We start from the raw sequence: 19,249 nt of genomic DNA on the forward strand, positions 1-19,249 counted from the left end.
CTGACACAGCAGTTCGCGTTTTTAGACAGGCGGTTACTTGATACACACCTTGCGGACCTGGATCAGGTCCAGCCTTCCGGTGAATATCTTTTCGATGCCGTCCTGTTTCAGGGTGGCCATTCCGTCTTCAATGGCCTGTCCGCGAAGGGTTTCCATGGGGGCCTTCAGCTGAATCTGCTTTTTCATCTCGTCGGTGCCCATTAATAGCTCGTGGATACCGCAACGGCCCCTGTAACCGGTCTGGTTGCAGCGGTCGCAGCCCTTGGGCCGGTGAAGGGTGAGTTCCTTGGAATAGGGATAGTTGCTGTGACGCTTCCCGAACGCTTCCAGGTCGCCTTCCCCGTATTCCCTTACCAGTTCGTCGTATTGCTCGCGGGTGGGGTTGTAGGGCTCCTTGCATTCGCCGCAAAGGGTTCTTGCAAGGCGCTGTGCCAGGATGCACAAAATGGCGTCGGCGAAGTTGAAGGGGTCCATGCCCATGTCGAGAAGTCGGGTGATGGATTCCGGGGCGCTGTTGGTGTGGAGGGTGGAGAAGACAAGATGGCCTGTGAGGGACGCCTCGATGCCGATGTGGGTGGTTTCCTTGTCGCGCATTTCGCCCACCATGATGACGTCCGGGTCGGCGCGGAGAAAGGCGCGCATGGCGGCTGCGAAGTCGAAGCCGATCTTGGGCTGGACCTGCACCTGCCGAAGTCCGGCCTGGGTGATTTCGACGGGGTCCTCGGCGGTCCAGATTTTGGTTTCGGGCTTGTTGATGAAGCCCAAGGCCGAGTGAAGGGTGGTGGTTTTACCGGAACCGGTGGGGCCGCACACGAAGATGATGCCGTAGGGCTTTTCCACGCAGGAGACGAACTCCTTGTAGTTGTGGTCGGAAAAACCCATTTTGTCGAGGGGTATGGGCTCGCCTGCGGCCAAAATACGCATGACCACGTCTTCAAGGCCGCCGGTGGTGGGAATGGTGGCGACGCGGAGTTCGATGTCCTTGCCCCCGTACTTCTTGAACTTGATCTTGCCGTCCTGGGGCTTGCGGCGCTCGGCGATGTCGAGATCGCTCATGATCTTAAGGCGGCTTACGATGGCGTTCCGGTACTGGTACGGGATCATCTGGTACACCGTACAGGCGCCGTCTATGCGTATCCGCACCTTGGTGTTCTGCTTGCCCGGGAAGGGCTCTATGTGGATATCGGAAGCGTTTCTGGCGTAGGCGTCCAGTATTATCTTGTTGACGAGCTGCACGACGGCGGAGTCCTCCTCGCCCACGCGCTGCATGTCCTCGTCCATCTCCGCTTCTTCGCCCTGGAGCTGGCCAAGAATTTCGTCGATTGAGCCCAGCTCCTTTTCGTCGGTGGTGAAGAGCTTGATGAAGCCCAGGATTTCCTCCTGGAGCGATATATGGAACTCCACCGTCTTTCCGGGATAGATGGCCCGCACCATGTCCATTCGGGGAACGTCTGCGGGGTTGTCTATAGCTACGATGACCTTGCCGTCCTCCATTTTTATGGGCACCCACATGTTGTTTTTCATGAAGGGCACCTTGACGCCCTGGAGAAGGTCTCCGGGAATGGGGGTGCGGTCGTTGAAAAGCTGGTAGCCGGTGTTGTAGAATTGGGAAAGGCTGGTTAAGACGTCCTTCTTGGCCACTTTGAAGTCGCGCACCAGAAGGGTTTCCACCGGCTCCTTGCTCGATCTGGCGTCGGCCACGGCCTTTTCGAGCTCCTTGGAGGTTATGATGGAGTTGTTGATCAGGTAATCGAACTTGCTGGGACGGGCCTTCACCATCCTGCGCTGGTTGTAGAGGGCGATGCCCAGCGTCTTTGAAAGCTCGGCCACGGCCTGCTCGTCGGTGGGTCCGAAGGGCTTGTTGTCCTTCTTGTTGATGAGCTGGATCGCGCCCAGAAGGAAGGTCTTGAAGGTGATGGGGTGAGCCAGCACCTGCCTCGTCTTGTAGCCGGTCTTCTTGTCCCACCGGGCGTCGAACCGCAGGGCCGGGTCTATGGCGGTGAGTTCCTTTTCGTCGTTGACGTCCTTTACGTTCACCACCTTCTGCTTGGAAGCTGCGTAACCGGCGATGGACATATTGGCGATGGGAACCCTTATTTCGCCTATTTCGTTCCCGGACTTGTAGCGGGACACCAGCTCGCGCCTCACGCCATCCACAACGTATATGGTGACGCGGTCCACGTTGAAAATGATGCAGATGTCGTTTTTCAGGTCGATGAGGATTTCATCCAGGTTGGTGGCCGCATGGATGCGGTTGGAAAGGTCCTGGAGCTTCAACCTGTATTCGGACAGGGTTTTGAGGCCCGTGACCTCTCCTGCTCCCGGAGGTCCCATCTTCGTCGGCGGAACCTGCGCCGGTTGGCCTGGCTGGGCTTGATTGGCCGCTTCGACTGTCATATGGCGTCCCCATGCCTGCCCGATCGGACTAGGCGAAATGAGTTTCAGACCCAAAAAATGGTTTATTTTAAAAGGCTGTATAAAAAGTGAAATGACTGCCTGGGGCGGGATAGAAGGAGCCCGACCATGCTCCCCTGCAAAATGAAAAATAAGTTTAAAACAGGCTCGTCGGCCTAGGGTCAGGGCTCGGCGGGTCCGTCCTTCTTTTTCAGAAGATTGTACTGGACAATGATCTTTTTGATTCCCCCGCCCAGAAGAATCGCACCCATGAGAAAAAAGGACAGCCTGGCGAAAACCACGGTAGCGCCCGACTGGAAAGCCGGAAACTCGGCCAGGCGTTCCAGGGCGACATCGATCCTAATAAAAACTCCGGCTCCGGCCAGGGCCAGGAGGATTCCATAAGCAAGCTGACCATAGGAAGCCGTAACGGTTGCGGGTTTTTCATTCATCGGAATATCGATTTTCGTTCAAGGAAAGCGCTTATTGGCATATTATCCAGCAATATAGATATATACGGTTAGGCGGCCCGTGTCAATCGTCTCATTGCACGTCTCATTGCACGTCATTTCATTCCTCTCAAGCATAAAACCGGCAGGCGGCGGTCGTTTATGGGGAAGGACGGAGTACCCGGCAACCTCTGGCATCAGAAAAGGTATCGGTCAGCGTCCCAGGCCCTTTCTCAAAAGCTCGTCGGCTATCAAAAGCCGCCTTATCTCGGATGTCCCTGCCCCTATCTCGTAGAGCTTGGCATCCCTGTAAAAGCGGTTCACAGGGTATTCAGTGGTGTAGCCGTAGCCGCCGTGAATCTGGAGCGAGTTGGCCGCAGCCCTGCTGGTGGCCTCGGCGGTGTATAAAATTGCCGCTGCGGCCAGCTTGTGAAGCTCGGTTCCCTTACCGCCCTCGCGGGAGTTTTCCGCAAGCACAGCAGCCCGGTATACAAGTCCCCTTGCCGCCTCGTTTTCGGTGTACATGTCGGCGAGCTTGGCCTTGATGAGCTGAAATTCGCCTATAGGCCTGCCGAACTGCTCGCGCTTTCTGCTGTAGGAAAGGGCGAGTTCCAGGGCGGCGCTGCCCAAGCCCAGGCTGAGGGCCGCCACTATGACCCGTTCGGAGTCCAGGCCGTTCATCATGACCCTTACACCCCGGTTGACCTCGCCGAGAACGTTTTCCGCCGGGACCTTCGCGTCCATGAACACCAGCTCGCCGGTTGGGGAGCCGTGGTGGCCTATCTTTTCGATGCGCCTGGAAACGGAAAAGCCCGGAGCGCCCTTTTCAACCAAAAATGCGGTGATTCCCCTGGATTTTTTTTCCGGGTCGGTCTTGGCGTAAACAAGGGCGAGGTCGGCTATTGGCGCGTTGGTTATGAAGGTCTTGCTTCCGTTTAAGATGAAATGGTTTCCGTCCCTCACTGCGGTGGTGGTGATTCCCACGGCGTCCGAGCCCGCGCCGGGTTCGGTGAGTCCCATGCAGCCTATTATGGTTCCATCGCAAAGGCCGGGCAGAAACCGCCGTTTCTGGTCCTCGGTGCCGTTGCGCTCCAGGTTGTGGGCGCACAGGTTCGCATGGGCGCAGTAGGAGAGGCCCACAGCCGGGCTCACCCGCCCCATCTGCTCGGTGGCCAGTATTCCGCTTAAAAAATCCAGCCCTTCTCCGCCGTATTCCGGGGAAATGCACAGGCCGAGCAGGCCCAGGGAGCCCATCTTGGGAAAGAGGCCGTCGGGAAAACGGTCTTCCTCGTCCATCCGCTCACAGACCGGCCCAATTTCTTTTTCCATGAATTCCCGGACGTTGTCCCTTATCATGACCTGCTGGCGGCTTAGGTTGAAATCCATGCCTTGTCCTTAATGACGGTGGTAAAGAACACAAGTCGATTGAACGCCTTCTGCTAAAAGACCCGATCCCGACGGGCCGGGCGCAGACGGGCGGTCAGCCGCCCGTTGCGGGTTTTGCGCCCCGTCATTGCTTTTCCCGAAAAGGGGGCAGGATACCAATCAGGCTAAAAGATTGCAACATGCAACAGGCATGTGGTAGATGTGTTGAATCCCCCACGCTACATAGGCAGCCAGGCCGATTACTTGCGGCTCAGCCCGCGAAAGGACGCACCCATGCGCATCGATTATGCAGTGAATACGGTGGTGATCCGGGAGGGTGTGGAGAAGGTCTTCAACTTCGTTTCCAGGGGCGCCCAGTACCATCGATGGCACTTTGACTACCACCTGCGGGCCGAGGCGCTGGACATCAAGGAAGGTGGAGTGGGCTCGGCCTTTTCCATCGAAGAGCTCATCGACGGGTTTTATCTTCACCACGTAGGCAGGGTGGTAGAATTCGAGCGCAACAGGCGTTTCGTGTGGCTGGGCCGTTTCGCCCTATTTTCGTGGATATGGATAGGAACGGATTTTTACTTCACGCCGGTTCCAGAAGGGACCCTGGTGAAGGAAATCCTCTATTTCAGGATGAATCCGCTTCTGGCTCCATGCGCTCTTTTGTTCATCTGGCGAAAGGCTTACCGGCCCGCCGCCTGCCGCGCCCACATAATGGACGAGGTGACGGGCATAAAGACCATTCTGGAGTCCGGGGACTACGACCCCAAAGACGTCACCTACGCCTTTGAGGATCCTGAGCTTTTAAGCCGGGTGAAGCGGTACGGCAAAAGGGGAGGCGGCTGATCCGGCCTCCTGCCCTGGGTAAGGCGGGGCCGGTCCGGTCCAAATATTTTTCACCTTGCTTGAGGCGGCTTCCGTTCACTCGCCCCAAAGAGAGGGATCGCCGCCGCGAGTCTGGGGCCCCTGTCCCGCTGCGCCTTCCCGGCTCCGTCTTTCCCGCCACTTGTTCATGCGTTCGTGCCGCCTTTCCTCGAACATGGTCTTGAAGATGGCGAACCGCTCATGGCCGAGAACCTGGCGGGTCTGGATGATGAAGTTGAAGCGTTCCTGGGCAAGGGCGTTCTGTGCCCTGGTAAGGCTCTGGTAACGCTCCTTCAGGGCTGCGTCGGTTGATTTCGGGTTGTTCAAGGCTGCGTCCAGATCGAGCCGTTCCTTGGCCACCGCGCTCTTGAGATCGATCATTTTCCGCTGGCTCTGGGCGTACAGGGCTTCCAGGCGTGATTTGTCAGCGGCGGTGATGGAAAGCCTGCCGGCTGCGTCAGGGTTGTTCCACCAGCGCGCGTCCGGCGCCTGGGCAAGGCAGATTCCAACGCCCAAGAGCATCGAAACAAGGGTTATCAACGCAATTTTTCTTTTCATTGCCTGCTCCTTTAAAGGGCGGTTTTCGCCCGGATTGTTCAGACCGGCGAGGCGAAGTCGGTAAAATCCTCATCGTAGGTCATGTCACCGAAGGCTTCCTCGTCTTCTTCGATAAGAACCCCCGCCATTTCCAGGTAATCCGGCGGAAGCACATTTTGGGCATAGGCTTCCGGTTCCTCGAAAAAGAGAGGCTCGTTTTCCGTATATTCGGTCACAAGGGGCTCTATGCCGGGAGTCAAACGGGTGTTGAGGGTGAAAAGCGCCGTTACGGCGAAAACCACCACAAAGGCCGCAGCCAGGGCCACGCGGAAAGCACGGCCCTGGAAAAGGGAGCCGCTTTTGGCCGGTTCCGGCGGAAGCAGTATCCTGCGTTTCATGGCCGGGACCGACCGGCGGGACATCTCGCCCAGTTTCGCAAGAGAGCCCGCCATATCCTCCGCCTCCCTTTTGCAGGAAGGGCAGGATTCAAGGTGCCGGAGGGTTTCGGCGGAAGCTTCACCGGGGAAGGCCACTGCCTCGAAAAGGGAGTTTTCGGAAAGATTTCCGCATTTGGCTTTTACGGTCTTTTTCATGGCGCGGCCTCCGTTAAAAAGGATGAAAGCCCGTCATTTGCCCTGAACTTGGCTAACGCCCTGTAAAGATGCGTCTTTACGGTGCTTTCGTCCTTCTGAAGCGTTTCTGCGATTTCCCTCAAGCCCAACTGGTCCATGAACCTTAGGGTGAAGACCTCCCGCTCCATCTTTGAGAGGGAGGCGGAAAAGCCCTCCAGCAGGCTTTTGAATTCGCCCTCCATGACCCTGTCCAGGGGCGAAGGGGTTACAGTGTCGGGCACTTCCAGTTCTTCCTCGTTTTCATTCATGCCCGCGTTCTTTGGCCCGAACCGGAAAAGGTCGAAAAATTTCCGCTTCCTCGAATGGTCCAGGCTCCGGTTGACCGCTATGCGATAAAGCCAGGATTGAAATTTTTCCGGTTCCTTCAGGCTCGAAATTTTTTGCCAGGCCGTGATGAACACCTCCTGGGTGATGTCTTCGGCATCCATTGCCGAGCGGACCCTGAAATAAACCATGCGATGGATCCGCCCGGCGTGAATGTTGATTATCCGGTCAAAGGCCATGCGGTCGCCTTTTTGGGACCGGCGGACAAGTTCCGATATGGATTCCTCTCCGTCGGTGATCGTTCCGGGGCCGTTCATCAATGATGAGCCTTTTTGGGGCCTGTTGGAAAAGGCCGGTTATGCCGCCTTATCGAATGAATTCCGCGCAACGGCCCGCTTTTGCTGACGGGCCGTTAAAGATCACCACCTGCTGCAATCGTTGTGCCTTGCCCTGTAGATGTTGCGGCTGGCCCGGTCCTGCATGTGATGGATGCGGCGGTATTCGTTGCGGCTCATGTGGCCATCGCGCCAGGCGTTCCTGCGGGCGTGCTCGATTCTCCCCTGGCCGTGTTCCAGCGCCCTGTATTCGCCCCTGGTGACTTCGCCTGACCTTAAGCCCTGGTGGATGCGATATTGCTGCCGGGCTTCCCTTGCCCTGGCGGGCTGTGCAAGCGCCGTTCCAAGGGTTGAAAAAACCAGAAGAGCCGCCGCCGCCGAGACCAACATTATTTTCTTCATTTCGAATCTCCCCTTCATGCGCTTGTTGTCGTGTCCGGCCTTGGCATCGCCTTTGGCCGCTGACCGGTATGGAACAGATTCCGGTGACTTAATGCGTATGACGGATCGAAAAAGGAATTGGTCTACAAGGAGAAAAAAATTTTTTAAGCTCTTGAATTACTTATAACATCGATTGGGGTCAAAAGGCTTCGGGAGCGAATGGGCGTGAGGGCGGAATAGGAAGGATTCTACTTGCGGAGGTAAAAACCAAGGGCTGCGTCATAGGCTCCTGCGGCCAGGGAGAACTGGACCCCCACGTAGAGGTCTTCAACCACCCGCACCACGGCCCGGCGATTGATAAGCGAGTCCTTGCCGTCGTCCAGCTTGAATTCGATGCTGACCAGATCGCCCTTTTTGAGCTGGTGGGCGGACGAGGTGAGAAAGCCGATTCCGCCCTGGGATACGTTTTTCACGGTCATGCGCCCGCCTCTGCCGGTGGGGCCGGAGTAGCGCCCCTCCAGGCTCGTGGGCTTTCGGTAAGCCCTGCGGAATTCAAGGTGAACGCCGTAGATGTTGCGGCAGCGGCAGCGGACCTTCAGGGCGTCCTTGCGCTCCTTGAACTTGGCCACGTTGGTCACGCGGGCCAGCTTGCAGTGAGGGCACACGAGAAGCGCCGTATCGTCGTGATCCACGTATGCCTTGGTGATTTCCATGCCGTTAAGCTCCTGATTTTCTCACATCCCAGGCAGTATATCAGCACCTTTTACAAATGCAAGTCAAACGAGACGGCGAAAACGCCCGATGGCCCCAAAATTTTCGTAAAGCCTGAAATCTCTTGCTGCACGCCTCTTTTACGTGATATTTAATTAGGTTATTCCGCAAGGCCATTAGCAACTGCCGGGTGAAAGCCTGGAAGATGCGGATATGGAGCCCTTGGGCTATATGCCGGGCTTGCGCCAGCCAAGCCTTTTGGCGGCTCTGTCAAATTCATATACCTTAAAGCACACATGATCGATTTATTCAAGAATTGGACTAAAAGATACCTGTCAGACCCGCAGGTCATCATCTTGGTGCTTTTACTGGCCCTTGGATTCGTGTTGGTTTTCACCCTGGGGAACATGCTTGCGCCCGTGATAGCGGCCCTTGTTATCGCCTTTCTTCTGGAGGGGCTGGTGGGCCGCCTTCAAAAAATGGGCGTCAAGCGGATTACCGGGGTCATGCTTGTGTTTTGCATTTTCATGGCCTGCCTTGTGGCCTTGCTGGTGATTCTTCTGCCCATGCTGGTAAACCAGGTGCGGCAGCTTGTGGCCGAGCTTCCCAGGATGGTTCAGAGTACCCGGGAGGCGCTCACGAATCTTCCGATTCGTCACCCGGAACTTGTTTCACAGGAACACATAAGGCAGATTCTTGACAGCTTCGCCAGCCAGATCACCGACATGGGCCAGGGCCTCTTTTTTCTGTCTCTGGCCTCGGTGAGGGGCCTTATCACTTTCGTGGTCTACCTGGTCCTGGTTCCGCTTCTGGTGTTTTTCTTTTTGAAGGATAAATTCAAGATAGTGGCATGGATACGGAAGTTCCTGCCCCGCGAAAGGCATCTGGCGTCTTCGGTCTGGCAGGAGGTCAACCGACAGATGTCGAATTATGTCCGGGGGCAGTTTTTGAGGTTTCTTATCGTCTGGGGGGCGACCTATGTCACCTATCTGGCCCTTGGCCTTAATTATTCCATGCTGGTGGGCCTTTTGGTGGGCCTTTCCACCGTGATACCATATATAGGCGCGGTGACCGTAACCGTCCCGGTGGCGCTTTTCGCCCTTTTTCAATGGGGATGGAGCCCGCAGACGGTATATGCCATGATCGCATACGGAGTGTTGCACCTCCTGGACGGCAATCTTCTGGCCCCGCTTCTCTTGTCCGGCGTGGTGAACCTGCACCCGGTGGCAATTATAGTGGCAGTACTGGTTTTTGGCGGGCTGTGGGGGATATGGGGGCTCTTTTTCGCCATTCCGCTCGCCACCCTTTTCAACGCTGTGATAAACGCCTGGCTTATAAGGCTTGAATATCAGAGACGGATTCAACAGGATCAATCGCAGGCATCCCCAACACAACCAATGACGGAGAAAGCGGAATGAAGGAAGCGGTAATAGTGAGCGCGGTAAGAACCCCCCTGGGCGGATTCAACGGAGGCCTTTCCGGCGTGGGAGCCACCGATCTGGGCGGCCTTGTGATCGCCGAGGCGGTGAAAAGGGCCGGGATAACCAAGGACGCGATAAACGAGGTAATAATGGGCCAGGTGCTTCCCCTGGGCTACGGACAGAACCCGGCCAAGCAGGCGGCCATAAAGGCCGGCCTTCCCTGGGAGGCCGAATGCATAACCATCAACAAGGTGTGCGGTTCGGCCTTGAAGGCGGTGATGCTGGCTGCCCAGGCGGTGGCCGTGGGCGACGCGGACGTGGTGGTGGCGGGCGGCATGGAAAACATGAGCATGGCCCCGTACTTTCTTCCCAAGGCCCGCACGGGCTACCGCATGGGCCACGGCCAGATTCTGGATTCCATGATCCACGACGGCCTTTGGGACCACGTGAACGACTTTCACATGGGCATGAGCAACGAGCTTTGTTCTGAAAGATACTCCATCTCCCGCGAGGACCAGGACAGGTTCGCCGCTGAATCCTATAAAAGGTCGCTGGAGGCCATAGGTTCGGGCAGGTTTGCGGATGAAATCGTCCCGGTTGAGATTCCCCAGAGAAAGGGCCCGCCCAAGGTTTTCGACACCGATGAATGCCCCCGCGAAACCAGCTTCGAGGCCCTTTCAAAGATGCCCCCGGCCTTCAAGAAGGACGGAGTGGGCACCGCCGGAAACGCCTCGGTGATCTCCGACGGCGCCGCCGCAGTAGTTGTGATGAGCCGCGAAAAGGCCGCCGAGCTTGGCTGCAAGGTCCTGGTTTCCATAGGGGCCCAGGCTTCATACGGCATTGACATGAAATACGTGCTGGTGGCCCCCATCTGGGCCGTGCCCAAGGCCCTCAAAAAGGAAGGCGTCGGTATCGCCGACGTTGACCTTTTCGAGATCAACGAGGCCTTTTCAGGCTCCACCTGCGCCGTGATGAAGGAGCTTTCCCTTGACCCGGCCAGGGTGAACGTAAACGGCGGCTCCGTGTCCCTTGGGCATCCCATCGGCGGATCCGGCTGCCGGGTTCTGGTCACCCTTATCCACGAGATGCGCAAAAGGGGATCCAAAACCGGAGTGGCCTCGCTGTGCCTGGGCGGGGGAGAGGCAGTGGCTCTGGTTGTCAAGGCAGACTAGCAGGCCGTCCACAAGCGCGAACTGCTGTGTCAGGCGTCGCAGCGCGGGTCGGTCATGTACGACCAGTACTATTCCTCCCCGCGCTGCTCGCCTTCCTTGCATTTCATCGCTTGTGATCGGCCTTTTGCAGCCTGCTTGTTTATTGGCTCTTCCGAAATAGCTATGCTGATTTGAACAGGGGCCGGGGCGGATTTGAAAACGCTCCGGCCCCTTTGTCCCGGGTCAGGGCGCGCCGCAGCCTTCGGCATGATCCTTTCTGAGCAAAAGCCCCTCCATCCGGTATCTTTCCGATTCCGCATCCCTTCCGCTCCCTTCAAGGTCGGCTGCAACAAGGAGCATCGACCGCGAAAGGATTTCCGCCAAACGGCAGTATTTTCGTCCCTCCCGGTAGGCCTTTTCCGCTTGTCCCGTCTCGTTCAAAGCCAGGGCCAGGGCTTTTCTGGCCTTCAGATTCAGGGGATTTTTTCCCAGCATTGCCAGGAGCTGCGGTATCGAGGCCTTTAGATCATTCAGCGAGAAACGGACGATTTCCTGCGACGCGAGTTCGGCTTCATCCATGTCCTTCTTGATTTTGATGAGACTGAATGCCGCAGCCGCGTTATCGGGTTTTGCGTTCAAGGCCGCAAGAACATATTCGATGGCCTCATTTTTCTTCCCCATCGAGTTAAGGTTAACCCCCAGGTTCAGCATGGCCCTGGGGTAGCCCGGAGAAATCGAGAGGGCGCGATGAAAGAAGCCGGAAGCGTCCAGGTTTCGTCCGATATGGGCCAGGTGGAAACCGAGGTCCGTGAGGGCGACCGCCTCACGGCTCGGATCGTCGGCGTCTTCGGGCCGGGCGGAAAGGGCGGCCCGCAAGGATTCAAGGGCTTCGTCGTAACGGCCCTGTTCGGCGAAAACCGCTGAGAGCTTTCTGTGGGCGAACCAGGAGCCGGGGTTGCATCTTATGGTGGCTCTGTAAAGGGTTTCGCGGTTCAAAAAATCCGATGAATGCCCGAATGTCGAAACGCCCAGAAAGGCTATTATTGCTGCTGAAACGGCGATGAAGGCCTTTTTCGGAAGGCGGCCCAGGGCCGCAACTGCCAGAACCAGGGGAAACAGGGCAGGGAGGTAACAGAAGTGATCGGCCGTCACCGAATACCTGAAAGGATAGACGTCTATGAAGCCCAGGGCCGGAAAGACGGTGCCGCCGTACAGCAGAACAGCCGCCAGGGGGCCTTTTCCCAGGCGTTTCCGGAAGGCCCAGAGGATAAAGGGAAGCGCAGCCGCCGAGGCGGCATACAGCCATTGGCGGAACTCATGGGGGTTGGGATAAAACTGGGGATAGTTGAAACAGAAGGAGACCGGGAAAAATATCTTTTTGAGATAAAACCAGAATATCCAGCCTGCTGTAAGCACCCGGTTCACAAGGGGTATCTGAGCCTCCGGACCCTGGGCCCCCACGTGGTAATACTCAAGGTAACCGGTGAGCATCCCAAGGCCGATCCCCGCGACGAAAAAGGGGATGAGCCTTGTCACGAGCCGCCTGTCGATCCTTTTCCCCGAAAACCAGGCCGTCACGAGAAAGGCCGCTGGCATTGTGGACGTGACGGTTTTTGAAAGCAGGGACAGGAGAAAGAAAACGAAGGCCTTAACGTAGTCGCGGTTTGAAGGCGACCCGGATTCCTGCCATTTCAGCAGGGACAGGAAGGATGCGAGGCAGAAAAAACCCGAAAGCACGTTTTTGCGCTCGGTGACCCAGGCCACGGATTCCACGAAAAGAGGATGCACCGCGAAAACCGCCGCAACGAGAATCGCCCCCCTCATCCGCAGCCGAAGGAGAATCCTGTACAAGAGAAAGGCGCAGCCTGCATGGAGGAGCGCGTTTACGAGGTGATAGCCCAAGGGATCGAGGCCCCACAGGCGTTTTTCGATCCAGAAGGAGGTGAAGACCAGGGGATAATACTGGGGGCTGGCGGCGGGCTCGCTCCATATCCGCCAGAGGCCGGTTATGGAGTTTAAAAGAAGGTTTTCGGTCAGGTAAAAATCATCGTCCCAGATATAGCCCGCAGAAAAGACCGGGTAATAGGCGGCCACGGTGAGAAAGGCCAGGGCGGATGCCGAAAGAAGCGTTTTCCGGGTCATTATTTTTCCGCCGAAGGAAAACATCCGGTAAAAAAAGCACTACTGGAATCCAGGATATCAGCCTGTCTAAAAACGATGAAATGCTAAGGTTGGCGAAAACCATAAGAGCCGCGCGTACTGAAAGTACGTGGCGGAATTGGCTTTGACGCCTGACACTTAAGTTCGCGTTTTTAGGCGGGCTGATAAGAAGGCGGGATCATTCCTCCTTCATGGCAAGTATCCTTCCCGTGGTGATAACTGCGGGGGAGGTGTTCTTGAAGCGCTGGGCCACCTGCACTAGAATGTCCATCATATCCTTTACGATTTCCGCCTTCTCGGGGAAATCGGAGGTGTTTTCATGGATTGAAACTATGGCCTGGTTGATTTCCTTCAGCATGTTCTTGCTGGCCCTGGAGCCGAAGCTGTCCACCACGGTCTTTATGAGGTTGGCCACGAAAAGGCTGAAGCTCTTGGCCAGGATGTAGCGGCCCTTGTTGCTGTCCTTTACGGCGGCAAGGCTTTTGGTCACGGCCAGGATATTGGCGTCCACCGGGTTGGTGGGGTGAAACCCGGTGAAAAGGTCGCGCTTTTTGCGAACCAGTTGGGGCTTGCAGCTTTCGATTATGTTGAAGGCCCATTTCTGGCGGGCTATCTTGTGCATCTTGCGGATGAGGTCTTTTTTCTGGACGTCCTCTGTGAGGTCGTCGAACATGGTGACCAGCCACTTTTCAAGCTCCACCTCCAGGTGTTTTCTTATGATCTGGAGAATATCGTTGTAAATCAGTATGATGTCCGAATAGTCGCCGTCGTCGCCAGCTGCTTCGTAAGGCTGCTCCTCCCGCTTTTCGATCACCCCGCTGGATATGAGGCTGTTTAAAAGCTGGTAGGCCGAGTAGTCGTCGTAGGTCGCCGTGAAAATCAGGTCGCGCACGGTGCGCCTGCCGTCGATGAGGCTTATGAACCGGCGCTCCTTTTCGGTGAAATGCATGTCCTCCATGTTCACGGGCTTTTCGGATATGGCGAAAACCATGCGGTCGGAGGGAATCTGGGACATGTAAAACACCATCTCGTCGATGCGGCGCATGGCCTCCATGATGATGTTCATTATATCGATACGTGTGTCCAGAGCGCCCTTGGGCACCTCGTCCGAGTCGTGGTATTCGAAGGCGCCGGACTTCCACACGAAAAGGTTGAAAATGACCTCCTCGGCCTGTTTGTGAATGGTCTGCTTCAGGGTCTGCTCGGAGATGAAGCCCTTTTTCACCAATACGCTTCCCAGAGCCTGCTTGGTTTCGGCGGCCACGGAAAGGCTGTAGGCAAGGTCCTTGGCCGAGATCAGGCCGTCCCTGGTGAGCAGCGTTCCCAGCCGGGTTTCCTTCTGGCTTCCGGTGGCGCAGATGACGTCGCCGGTTTTGATGAAAATCTTGACCTCGCTCTCCCCGTTGGTGAGGGTAAGCGCACCGGTTCTTTCCTCGTTGGAAAGAAGCTGGAGAATGCTTGCGAGCGAGGAAGGCTCGAAACTGCCCTTTAGGTTCATGTCGCTTCCTTTTGGGGCTTTTCCCGTTTTAGGGCCTTTTCCGGGAGAAAGCCGAAAACCTTATTTGTAGTGCGCAGGATTATAATTTGAGAAGTATAGCAGTTTTTGGCCGGATGTAAAAGTATTGATGATTGAATCATGCAGAAATTTTTGCCTGTTGGGAAGAATTTCCATCGGGCTCCCGCCGCCCTTTCAAAAGCCGCCCCGGTTCCTCTTTTATCAGATGCGCCTTTTTTGGCCCGCCGGTCAATGGCATTGACGGCGCTGCCAAAAAGCAGTAAAAGAATTGGCTGGGTTCAAAGCCTTCTTGAAATAATCCGACAATTTTGAAGACGGTTTCCCGAATACAAAAAATCGGGGCAGGGCGGGGGTCTTCGGCCTGCCCTGACCGGCGAGGGTTTCAGCCGCATCGGTGAAAGCTGCGGCTCCACCGTTTTATTCCATCACAAGGGGGAGCAATGAGCAAGAACGTCGTAACCAGGATTGACGGGCCGGTGCCCGTGAGGCACGTGCTCATTTCCGTATCGGACAAGACCGGGCTCGACCGATTCATCCCCGCACTTGTCAAGGCCGCGCCGGGAGTGAAAATCATTTCCACTGGCGGCACGTTCAGCCATATCGAGGGCATTTTGGGCAAGGCCGCCAAGGCTGTTCTTATTCCGGTCTCCGAGTACACCGGCCAGCCAGAAACCCAGGGCGGACTTGTCAAGACTCTGGATTTCAAGGTCTACCTTGGCCTTCTCACCGAGACGTACAACGACGCCCACCAGAAAGACATGGCCCGCACCGGAGCCGTTCCCATTGACATGGTGGTGGCCAACCTCTATCCGTTCTCGTCCACCATCGCCGAGCCGGGCACCACCCCGGAGCATGCAAGGGGCGAAATAGACATCGGCGGCCCCTGCATGATAAGGGCCGCAGCCAAGAACTACCTTCGCGTGGCAGCAGTGGTGGAGCCAGCCGATTACCAGATGGTGACGGATGAAATCGCAGCCAACAACGGCTCGACCCTTCCCCGCACCAGGTACCGCCTCGCCCGAAAGGCTTTCAGGCTGACCGCCACTTACGACCGGGCAATTGCCGACTACTTCAGGGACACGCCCTTCGACACCGTCTCGCCGCATTACCACATAGTCTATCCCTGACCTCAAGCGCCGGGGCGGCCCTTGTTGCGCCCCTGTTTACGCTCCATCGGCAGGCCCCGCCGGGAATCGCTTTCCCGGCGGGGCCTGCCTGACCCAAAAAGCGGGTTGCCCCTAATTCCACCGGAAAAGTGAGCATTATGAAGGACAAGGCATGGAGGTTTTCGCCGGTCATGTTCGCCATTGCGGCCATATTTTTTTTCATGCCGTTCATGGACGTGACAAGCGCGGACAGGAAGGTTCTCACCTTCACGGGAACCCGGATGGTCACTGGGAAAGCTGTCGTCGGACCGGGATTTCCTGAATCCCTGAACAGCGTTTTTCCGGGCGGGAAAATTGACGCCCGGCCCCTTGTCGTGGTCACTCTCGGCCTCACCCTTTTGGGAGGGCTGGCTGGGCTCATCCGTCACACATTCGTTTCCGCGATATCGGCAGTCTGCGCCGGGGTCGGCACCGTCACCCTTCTCATGCTGAAATCCAAAATCGACGCAAGCGTTCTTTCGGAAGGCGGAGGGCTTTTCAGAATACATTATTCCTACGGCTTCTGGGTCATCCTGGCCTGCCTCGCCCTTTCCATAGCCTTAAACGCCTGGATATTTTCCGGCCAGCACGACGAACACCACACTTTCGGCGGTTTCGACCAGCGCCACGAAGCGGACCCCGAAGAAGACTGGTGACAGTCCGCTTCTTCCCGTCGGCCTGAAAAGGGCAGGGGCCTGTTTTCCGCTTAAACGTTTCTGGGCCGGGACTCCGCACTGGCGAAGCTGATTCCCGGCCTGTTTTTTTCGGTCTGCTCCCTATACATCTTCCCTTTCAAAGGGATTTTTCCCTCAAAAACCTCAAAAAGATGCGCAGACTGTTTTGGCCATGCGGCCATAATGCGGCGACAGCTACGTTTTTGTAGATTATTTTTTTTAATTATCTACAAATTTGTTCATAAATACTGGTTGTGTAAAAAGGCAAAACTAATTTAATGCCTGAAATCATTATATATTTTTGAAAAAAGCGCTTCTGGCATGACATTTGCTTTAAATAACAACAAGTTTAACGCAGAGCCATGGGGACAGGGTTATGAATCAGGTGACAGCCATCAAAAAATCAGCGAGCCCGGCGGAAAACCTGTCTCATGCCAAGCACAGGCTTTTATCCAGGGGCCTGCCGGAAGATGCTCCGGGCTTTCTTGCGGCCCACGCCCGGATAATCGACGACTATTTTGTGGAATCCTACGAAAAGAGCCAAGTGGGCCCAAGCCTCGCCGTGGCCAAAAACCCTTACGCCCTGGTGGCGCTTGGGGGTTACGGACGCAGGGAGCAGTGCATCCACTCCGACGTCGATCTTCTCATATTGTTCGACGGCAGGGTTCCTCCGGAGGCCACCCGCCTGGTTCACGAGGTTGTCTATCCCCTGTGGGATTTGGGCCTTGAAATCAGCCCGGCCACCAGAAGCCTCAAGGAGGCCGTGAAGCTGGCCTGCAAAGACTACGAGATTCTGACGCCGCTGTTGGACGCAAGGTTCGTGTGCGGCGCTTCCAGGCTCTATTCCAGGCTCCAGGACGAGCTTGACGGCCCGGTTCTGAAAAAGCACGCAAAGAGCTACCTGGAGTGGATGGTGGCCACCGGACGTTCCAGGCACGCACGCTACGGAGACACCACGCACATCCTTGAGCCGCACCTCAAAGAGGGGCCGGGGGGCTTGCGGGATTACCATTCCATATTATGGATGGGCCGGGTTCTTTCCGGGGCGAGGAGCATGGATGAACTTTGCGGGCATGGCATTCTGACCGCAGATGAGCTTGCGGGGCTCAGGAAGTCCCTGGCCTTTGTGTGGAAGGTGCGCAACCACCTGCATCTGGCCAGCGGCCGCAAAAACGACATGCTCTACCTGGATTACCAGAAAAAGCTGGCCCAGAGCCTTGGCTTTGCAGACGAGCAGGACAGGGCGGGCATCGAGCGTTTCCTCTCGGTGCTTTCGGGCCACATGGACCGCATCCACGAGCTTTACCAGGCCACCGTGCGAACCGCCGCGCCGGAAAGGTCATCAAAAAGAAAAAACCCGGAGACCTTCGCCGAGGGCATAAGGCTCGACAAGGAAGGGCTCGATTTCGCCTCCCCCCGCACCATCCTGGCCTCTCCTTTGTCCCTTGCCCGGATTTTTTCCGAAAGCGCACGGCTTGGGGTGAGGCTCTCCCTTTCGGCCAGAAGGCGGGTGCGGGAAAGCGTCGGGCTCATCACGGACTCCTTCCGTTCCGATCCCTTGGCGGTCAGCGCCTTCGAGACGGTCTTGAGGGCCGCCCCCACCGAAAGCGCGGACGCCCTGGAGGAAATGCGGGACACCGGCTATCTTTCGGCCTTCATCCCCGAATTTGCGGGAATCGTCCACCTGGTCCAATTCACCGAGTATCATCTCTATCCCACCGACACCCATTCCCTGATGACGGTGAGGATTCTGAAGGACTTCGCTAGAAGCGACGACACCCTGGTGTCCGACGTTTTCAGGGACGTTTCCCCCAAGCGCGTACTGTATCTGGCAGGCCTTCTGCACGATGTGGGAAAGGGAGTGGAAAGCGCTGACGAGAACCACTCCACCGCAGGCGCCCGGCTGGTGAAGACCATAATGGAGCGCATGGGTTACCCGGACACGAAGATCGAAACCGTGCAGTTTCTTGTGCGTGAGCACCTTCTTATGGCCAAGACCGCCTCCCGCCGGGACTTGAACGACGAGGAGACCATCCTGGCCTTCAGCCGCAAGGTGGGCGGCATAATGAACCTTCGTATGCTCTACCTGCTCTCCCTTGCCGACACAATGGCGACCGGCCCCAACGCCAACACCGAATGGACCCGGAGCCTTCTGAGGGAGCTTTTTTCCAAGGCATACAGAACCCTGGCTTCAGGCGACATGGTATCCGGGAACCTCGCTTCCAAAAGGAACCTTTCCATAGAGGAAAACAAGCGAAGGGAATTCCTGGCGCTTCTGCCCGTGGATTTTTCTGAAAAAGAGGGCCTCGATCTTTTCGGCAAGATGTCTCCCAGATACAGGCACGACATTTCCGCCTCGGACATGGCGGCCCACGCCCTTCTGTGGCGGCGTCTCTCCCCGGCGGTCCCGGCTGTGCTGGCCGCCGGAAAAAGCCAGTCGGACAACCTGCGCACGGTGACCGTTGCGGCCAACGACGCGCCAGGCCTTTTTTCCCGCATAGCGGGAGCCCTGTCTTTGCACGGGATATCCATTCTGGACGCCGAAATCTACACCTGGCACAACGGATGCGCCTTGGACGTTTTCCGGGTTTCGCCCCCGCCCGACGCCCTTTTCGAAAAAGAGACCTGGGTGAAGGTGGAAAAGGACCTGGTGGCCTCAATAAAGGGCGAGCTGGACCTTTTCCAGGCCCTGGAGCGCCGGAGCCGCTCGGACACAAAATGTCGCGCCGCAACCGCCCTGGGCGAGCCCGAACGGGTGCGCGTGGACAACCGCTCATCCAGTTTTTTCACCATAGTCGAGGTGTTTGCGGACGACCGTCCGGGGCTTTTGCACGGGATCACCAGGGTTCTTTTTCAGGAGGGCCTGGACATAAGGGTAGCCAAGATTTCCACCAAGTCAGACAGGGTGGTGGACGTTTTTTACGTGCGCGACACCGATGGGCAGAAGCTGGATGGACAGCGAAGCGAGGCCGTAAGGCGGCGCTTGCAGGAAGCCCTGGACGAGGCCTCTGGTAAAACATGAAGAAACAACGCTTTTGGCTGTAATTATGGGGTGATGGCTGGCGTACGGTTGGGCAGTCCAAATCCGCGCGGAGATTGGACGCACGGCCCTTGCCCCGGGTTAGGGCGGATGGGGAGGCTTTGTTTTCCCCAGGGCCGCCGATGGTGAAATAATCACAGGCCAAGGAGCCCTTAAACGGGCTCCAAAAGATGCCTGTCCAAAAAATTTAAGGAGACTTTC

General features: G+C 56.8%; 16 protein-coding genes. 6 read left to right on the forward strand and 10 right to left on the reverse strand.

Annotation, left to right across the window (positions count from 1 at the left end):
* Positions 1–33: 33 nt before the first annotated feature.
* The 3 genes from HZB23_12925 to HZB23_12935 form a co-directional block, all read right to left on the reverse strand.
* Positions 34–2,334, reverse strand: a complete 2,301-nt coding sequence (locus HZB23_12925; protein ID MBI5845560.1) for a GspE/PulE family protein — start codon at positions 2,332–2,334, stop codon at positions 34–36.
* Positions 2,335–2,576: 242 nt separating this feature from the next.
* Positions 2,577–2,846 carry a hypothetical protein gene (locus HZB23_12930; GenBank protein MBI5845561.1) on the reverse strand — a complete coding sequence of 90 codons (270 nt, stop codon included), beginning with the start codon at positions 2,844–2,846 and terminating at the stop codon, positions 2,577–2,579.
* Between the two features lie 210 nt (positions 2,847–3,056).
* Positions 3,057–4,229, reverse strand: coding sequence for an acyl-CoA dehydrogenase family protein (locus HZB23_12935; GenBank protein ID MBI5845562.1), 1,173 nt, complete (start codon positions 4,227–4,229; stop codon positions 3,057–3,059).
* A 273-nt stretch (positions 4,230–4,502) separates the two neighbouring features.
* Here HZB23_12935 and HZB23_12940 point away from each other — a divergent pair, with 273 nt between their 5' ends.
* Positions 4,503–5,063: an SRPBCC domain-containing protein gene (locus tag HZB23_12940; protein MBI5845563.1), complete on the forward strand. Its 561-nt coding sequence runs from the start codon at positions 4,503–4,505 to the stop codon at positions 5,061–5,063.
* A gap of 75 nt (positions 5,064–5,138) precedes the next feature.
* On the opposite strand, the gene HZB23_12945 is transcribed toward HZB23_12940, so the two are convergent.
* The 5 genes from HZB23_12945 to HZB23_12965 all read right to left on the reverse strand — a co-directional run bounded on the left by HZB23_12945 (position 5,139) and on the right by HZB23_12965 (position 7,943).
* Entirely contained in the window at positions 5,139–5,639 is a 501-nt protein-coding gene (locus HZB23_12945; protein ID MBI5845564.1) for a hypothetical protein, read from the reverse strand.
* A gap of 38 nt (positions 5,640–5,677) precedes the next feature.
* On the reverse strand, positions 5,678–6,211 hold the full coding sequence (locus HZB23_12950) for a hypothetical protein (protein ID MBI5845565.1): 534 nt from the start codon (positions 6,209–6,211) through the stop codon (positions 5,678–5,680).
* Positions 6,208–6,831 carry an RNA polymerase sigma factor gene (locus HZB23_12955; GenBank protein MBI5845566.1) on the reverse strand — a complete coding sequence of 208 codons (624 nt, stop codon included), beginning with the start codon at positions 6,829–6,831 and terminating at the stop codon, positions 6,208–6,210. The genes HZB23_12950 and HZB23_12955 overlap by 4 nt, the downstream gene beginning before the upstream one ends.
* A 102-nt stretch (positions 6,832–6,933) precedes the next feature.
* Entirely contained in the window at positions 6,934–7,251 is a 318-nt protein-coding gene (locus HZB23_12960) for a hypothetical protein (GenBank protein MBI5845567.1), read from the reverse strand.
* Positions 7,252–7,478: 227 nt separating this feature from the next.
* The gene (locus HZB23_12965; protein MBI5845568.1) at positions 7,479–7,943 is read right to left on the reverse strand and encodes a PilZ domain-containing protein; all 465 of its coding nucleotides are present in this window, start codon (positions 7,941–7,943) and stop codon (positions 7,479–7,481) included.
* A 294-nt stretch (positions 7,944–8,237) separates the two neighbouring features.
* On the opposite strand from HZB23_12965, the gene HZB23_12970 reads away from it, so the two are divergent.
* The gene (locus HZB23_12970) at positions 8,238–9,359 is read left to right on the forward strand and encodes an AI-2E family transporter (protein MBI5845569.1); all 1,122 of its coding nucleotides are present in this window, start codon (positions 8,238–8,240) and stop codon (positions 9,357–9,359) included.
* Positions 9,356–10,534, forward strand: a complete 1,179-nt coding sequence (locus HZB23_12975) for an acetyl-CoA C-acetyltransferase (GenBank protein MBI5845570.1) — start codon at positions 9,356–9,358, stop codon at positions 10,532–10,534. Before HZB23_12970 ends, HZB23_12975 begins: the two co-directional genes overlap by 4 nt.
* Before the next feature lie 222 nt (positions 10,535–10,756).
* On the opposite strand, the gene HZB23_12980 is transcribed toward HZB23_12975, so the two are convergent.
* Together HZB23_12980 and HZB23_12985 are read right to left on the reverse strand one after the other, a co-directional pair.
* Complete coding sequence (locus HZB23_12980; GenBank protein ID MBI5845571.1) at positions 10,757–12,655, reverse strand: tetratricopeptide repeat protein; 1,899 nt, start codon at positions 12,653–12,655, stop codon at positions 10,757–10,759.
* A gap of 196 nt (positions 12,656–12,851) precedes the next feature.
* Positions 12,852–14,171, reverse strand: coding sequence for a DUF4388 domain-containing protein (locus HZB23_12985; GenBank protein ID MBI5845572.1), 1,320 nt, complete (start codon positions 14,169–14,171; stop codon positions 12,852–12,854).
* Between the two features lie 458 nt (positions 14,172–14,629).
* Between HZB23_12985 and HZB23_12990 the strand changes: the two genes are divergently transcribed.
* The 3 genes from HZB23_12990 to glnD all read left to right on the forward strand — a co-directional run bounded on the left by HZB23_12990 (position 14,630) and on the right by glnD (position 19,030).
* On the forward strand, positions 14,630–15,316 hold the full coding sequence (locus HZB23_12990; protein MBI5845573.1) for a hypothetical protein: 687 nt from the start codon (positions 14,630–14,632) through the stop codon (positions 15,314–15,316).
* A gap of 137 nt (positions 15,317–15,453) precedes the next feature.
* Positions 15,454–15,990, forward strand: a complete 537-nt coding sequence (locus HZB23_12995) for a hypothetical protein (protein MBI5845574.1) — start codon at positions 15,454–15,456, stop codon at positions 15,988–15,990.
* A gap of 394 nt (positions 15,991–16,384) precedes the next feature.
* Positions 16,385–19,030 carry a [protein-PII] uridylyltransferase gene (gene glnD / locus HZB23_13000; GenBank protein ID MBI5845575.1) on the forward strand — a complete coding sequence of 882 codons (2,646 nt, stop codon included), beginning with the start codon at positions 16,385–16,387 and terminating at the stop codon, positions 19,028–19,030.
* Positions 19,031–19,249 lie beyond the last annotated feature (219 nt).

The organism is Deltaproteobacteria bacterium (genome assembly GCA_016235345.1).
Taxonomy (GTDB): domain Bacteria; phylum Desulfobacterota; class Desulfobacteria; order Desulfobacterales; family Desulfatibacillaceae; genus JACRLG01.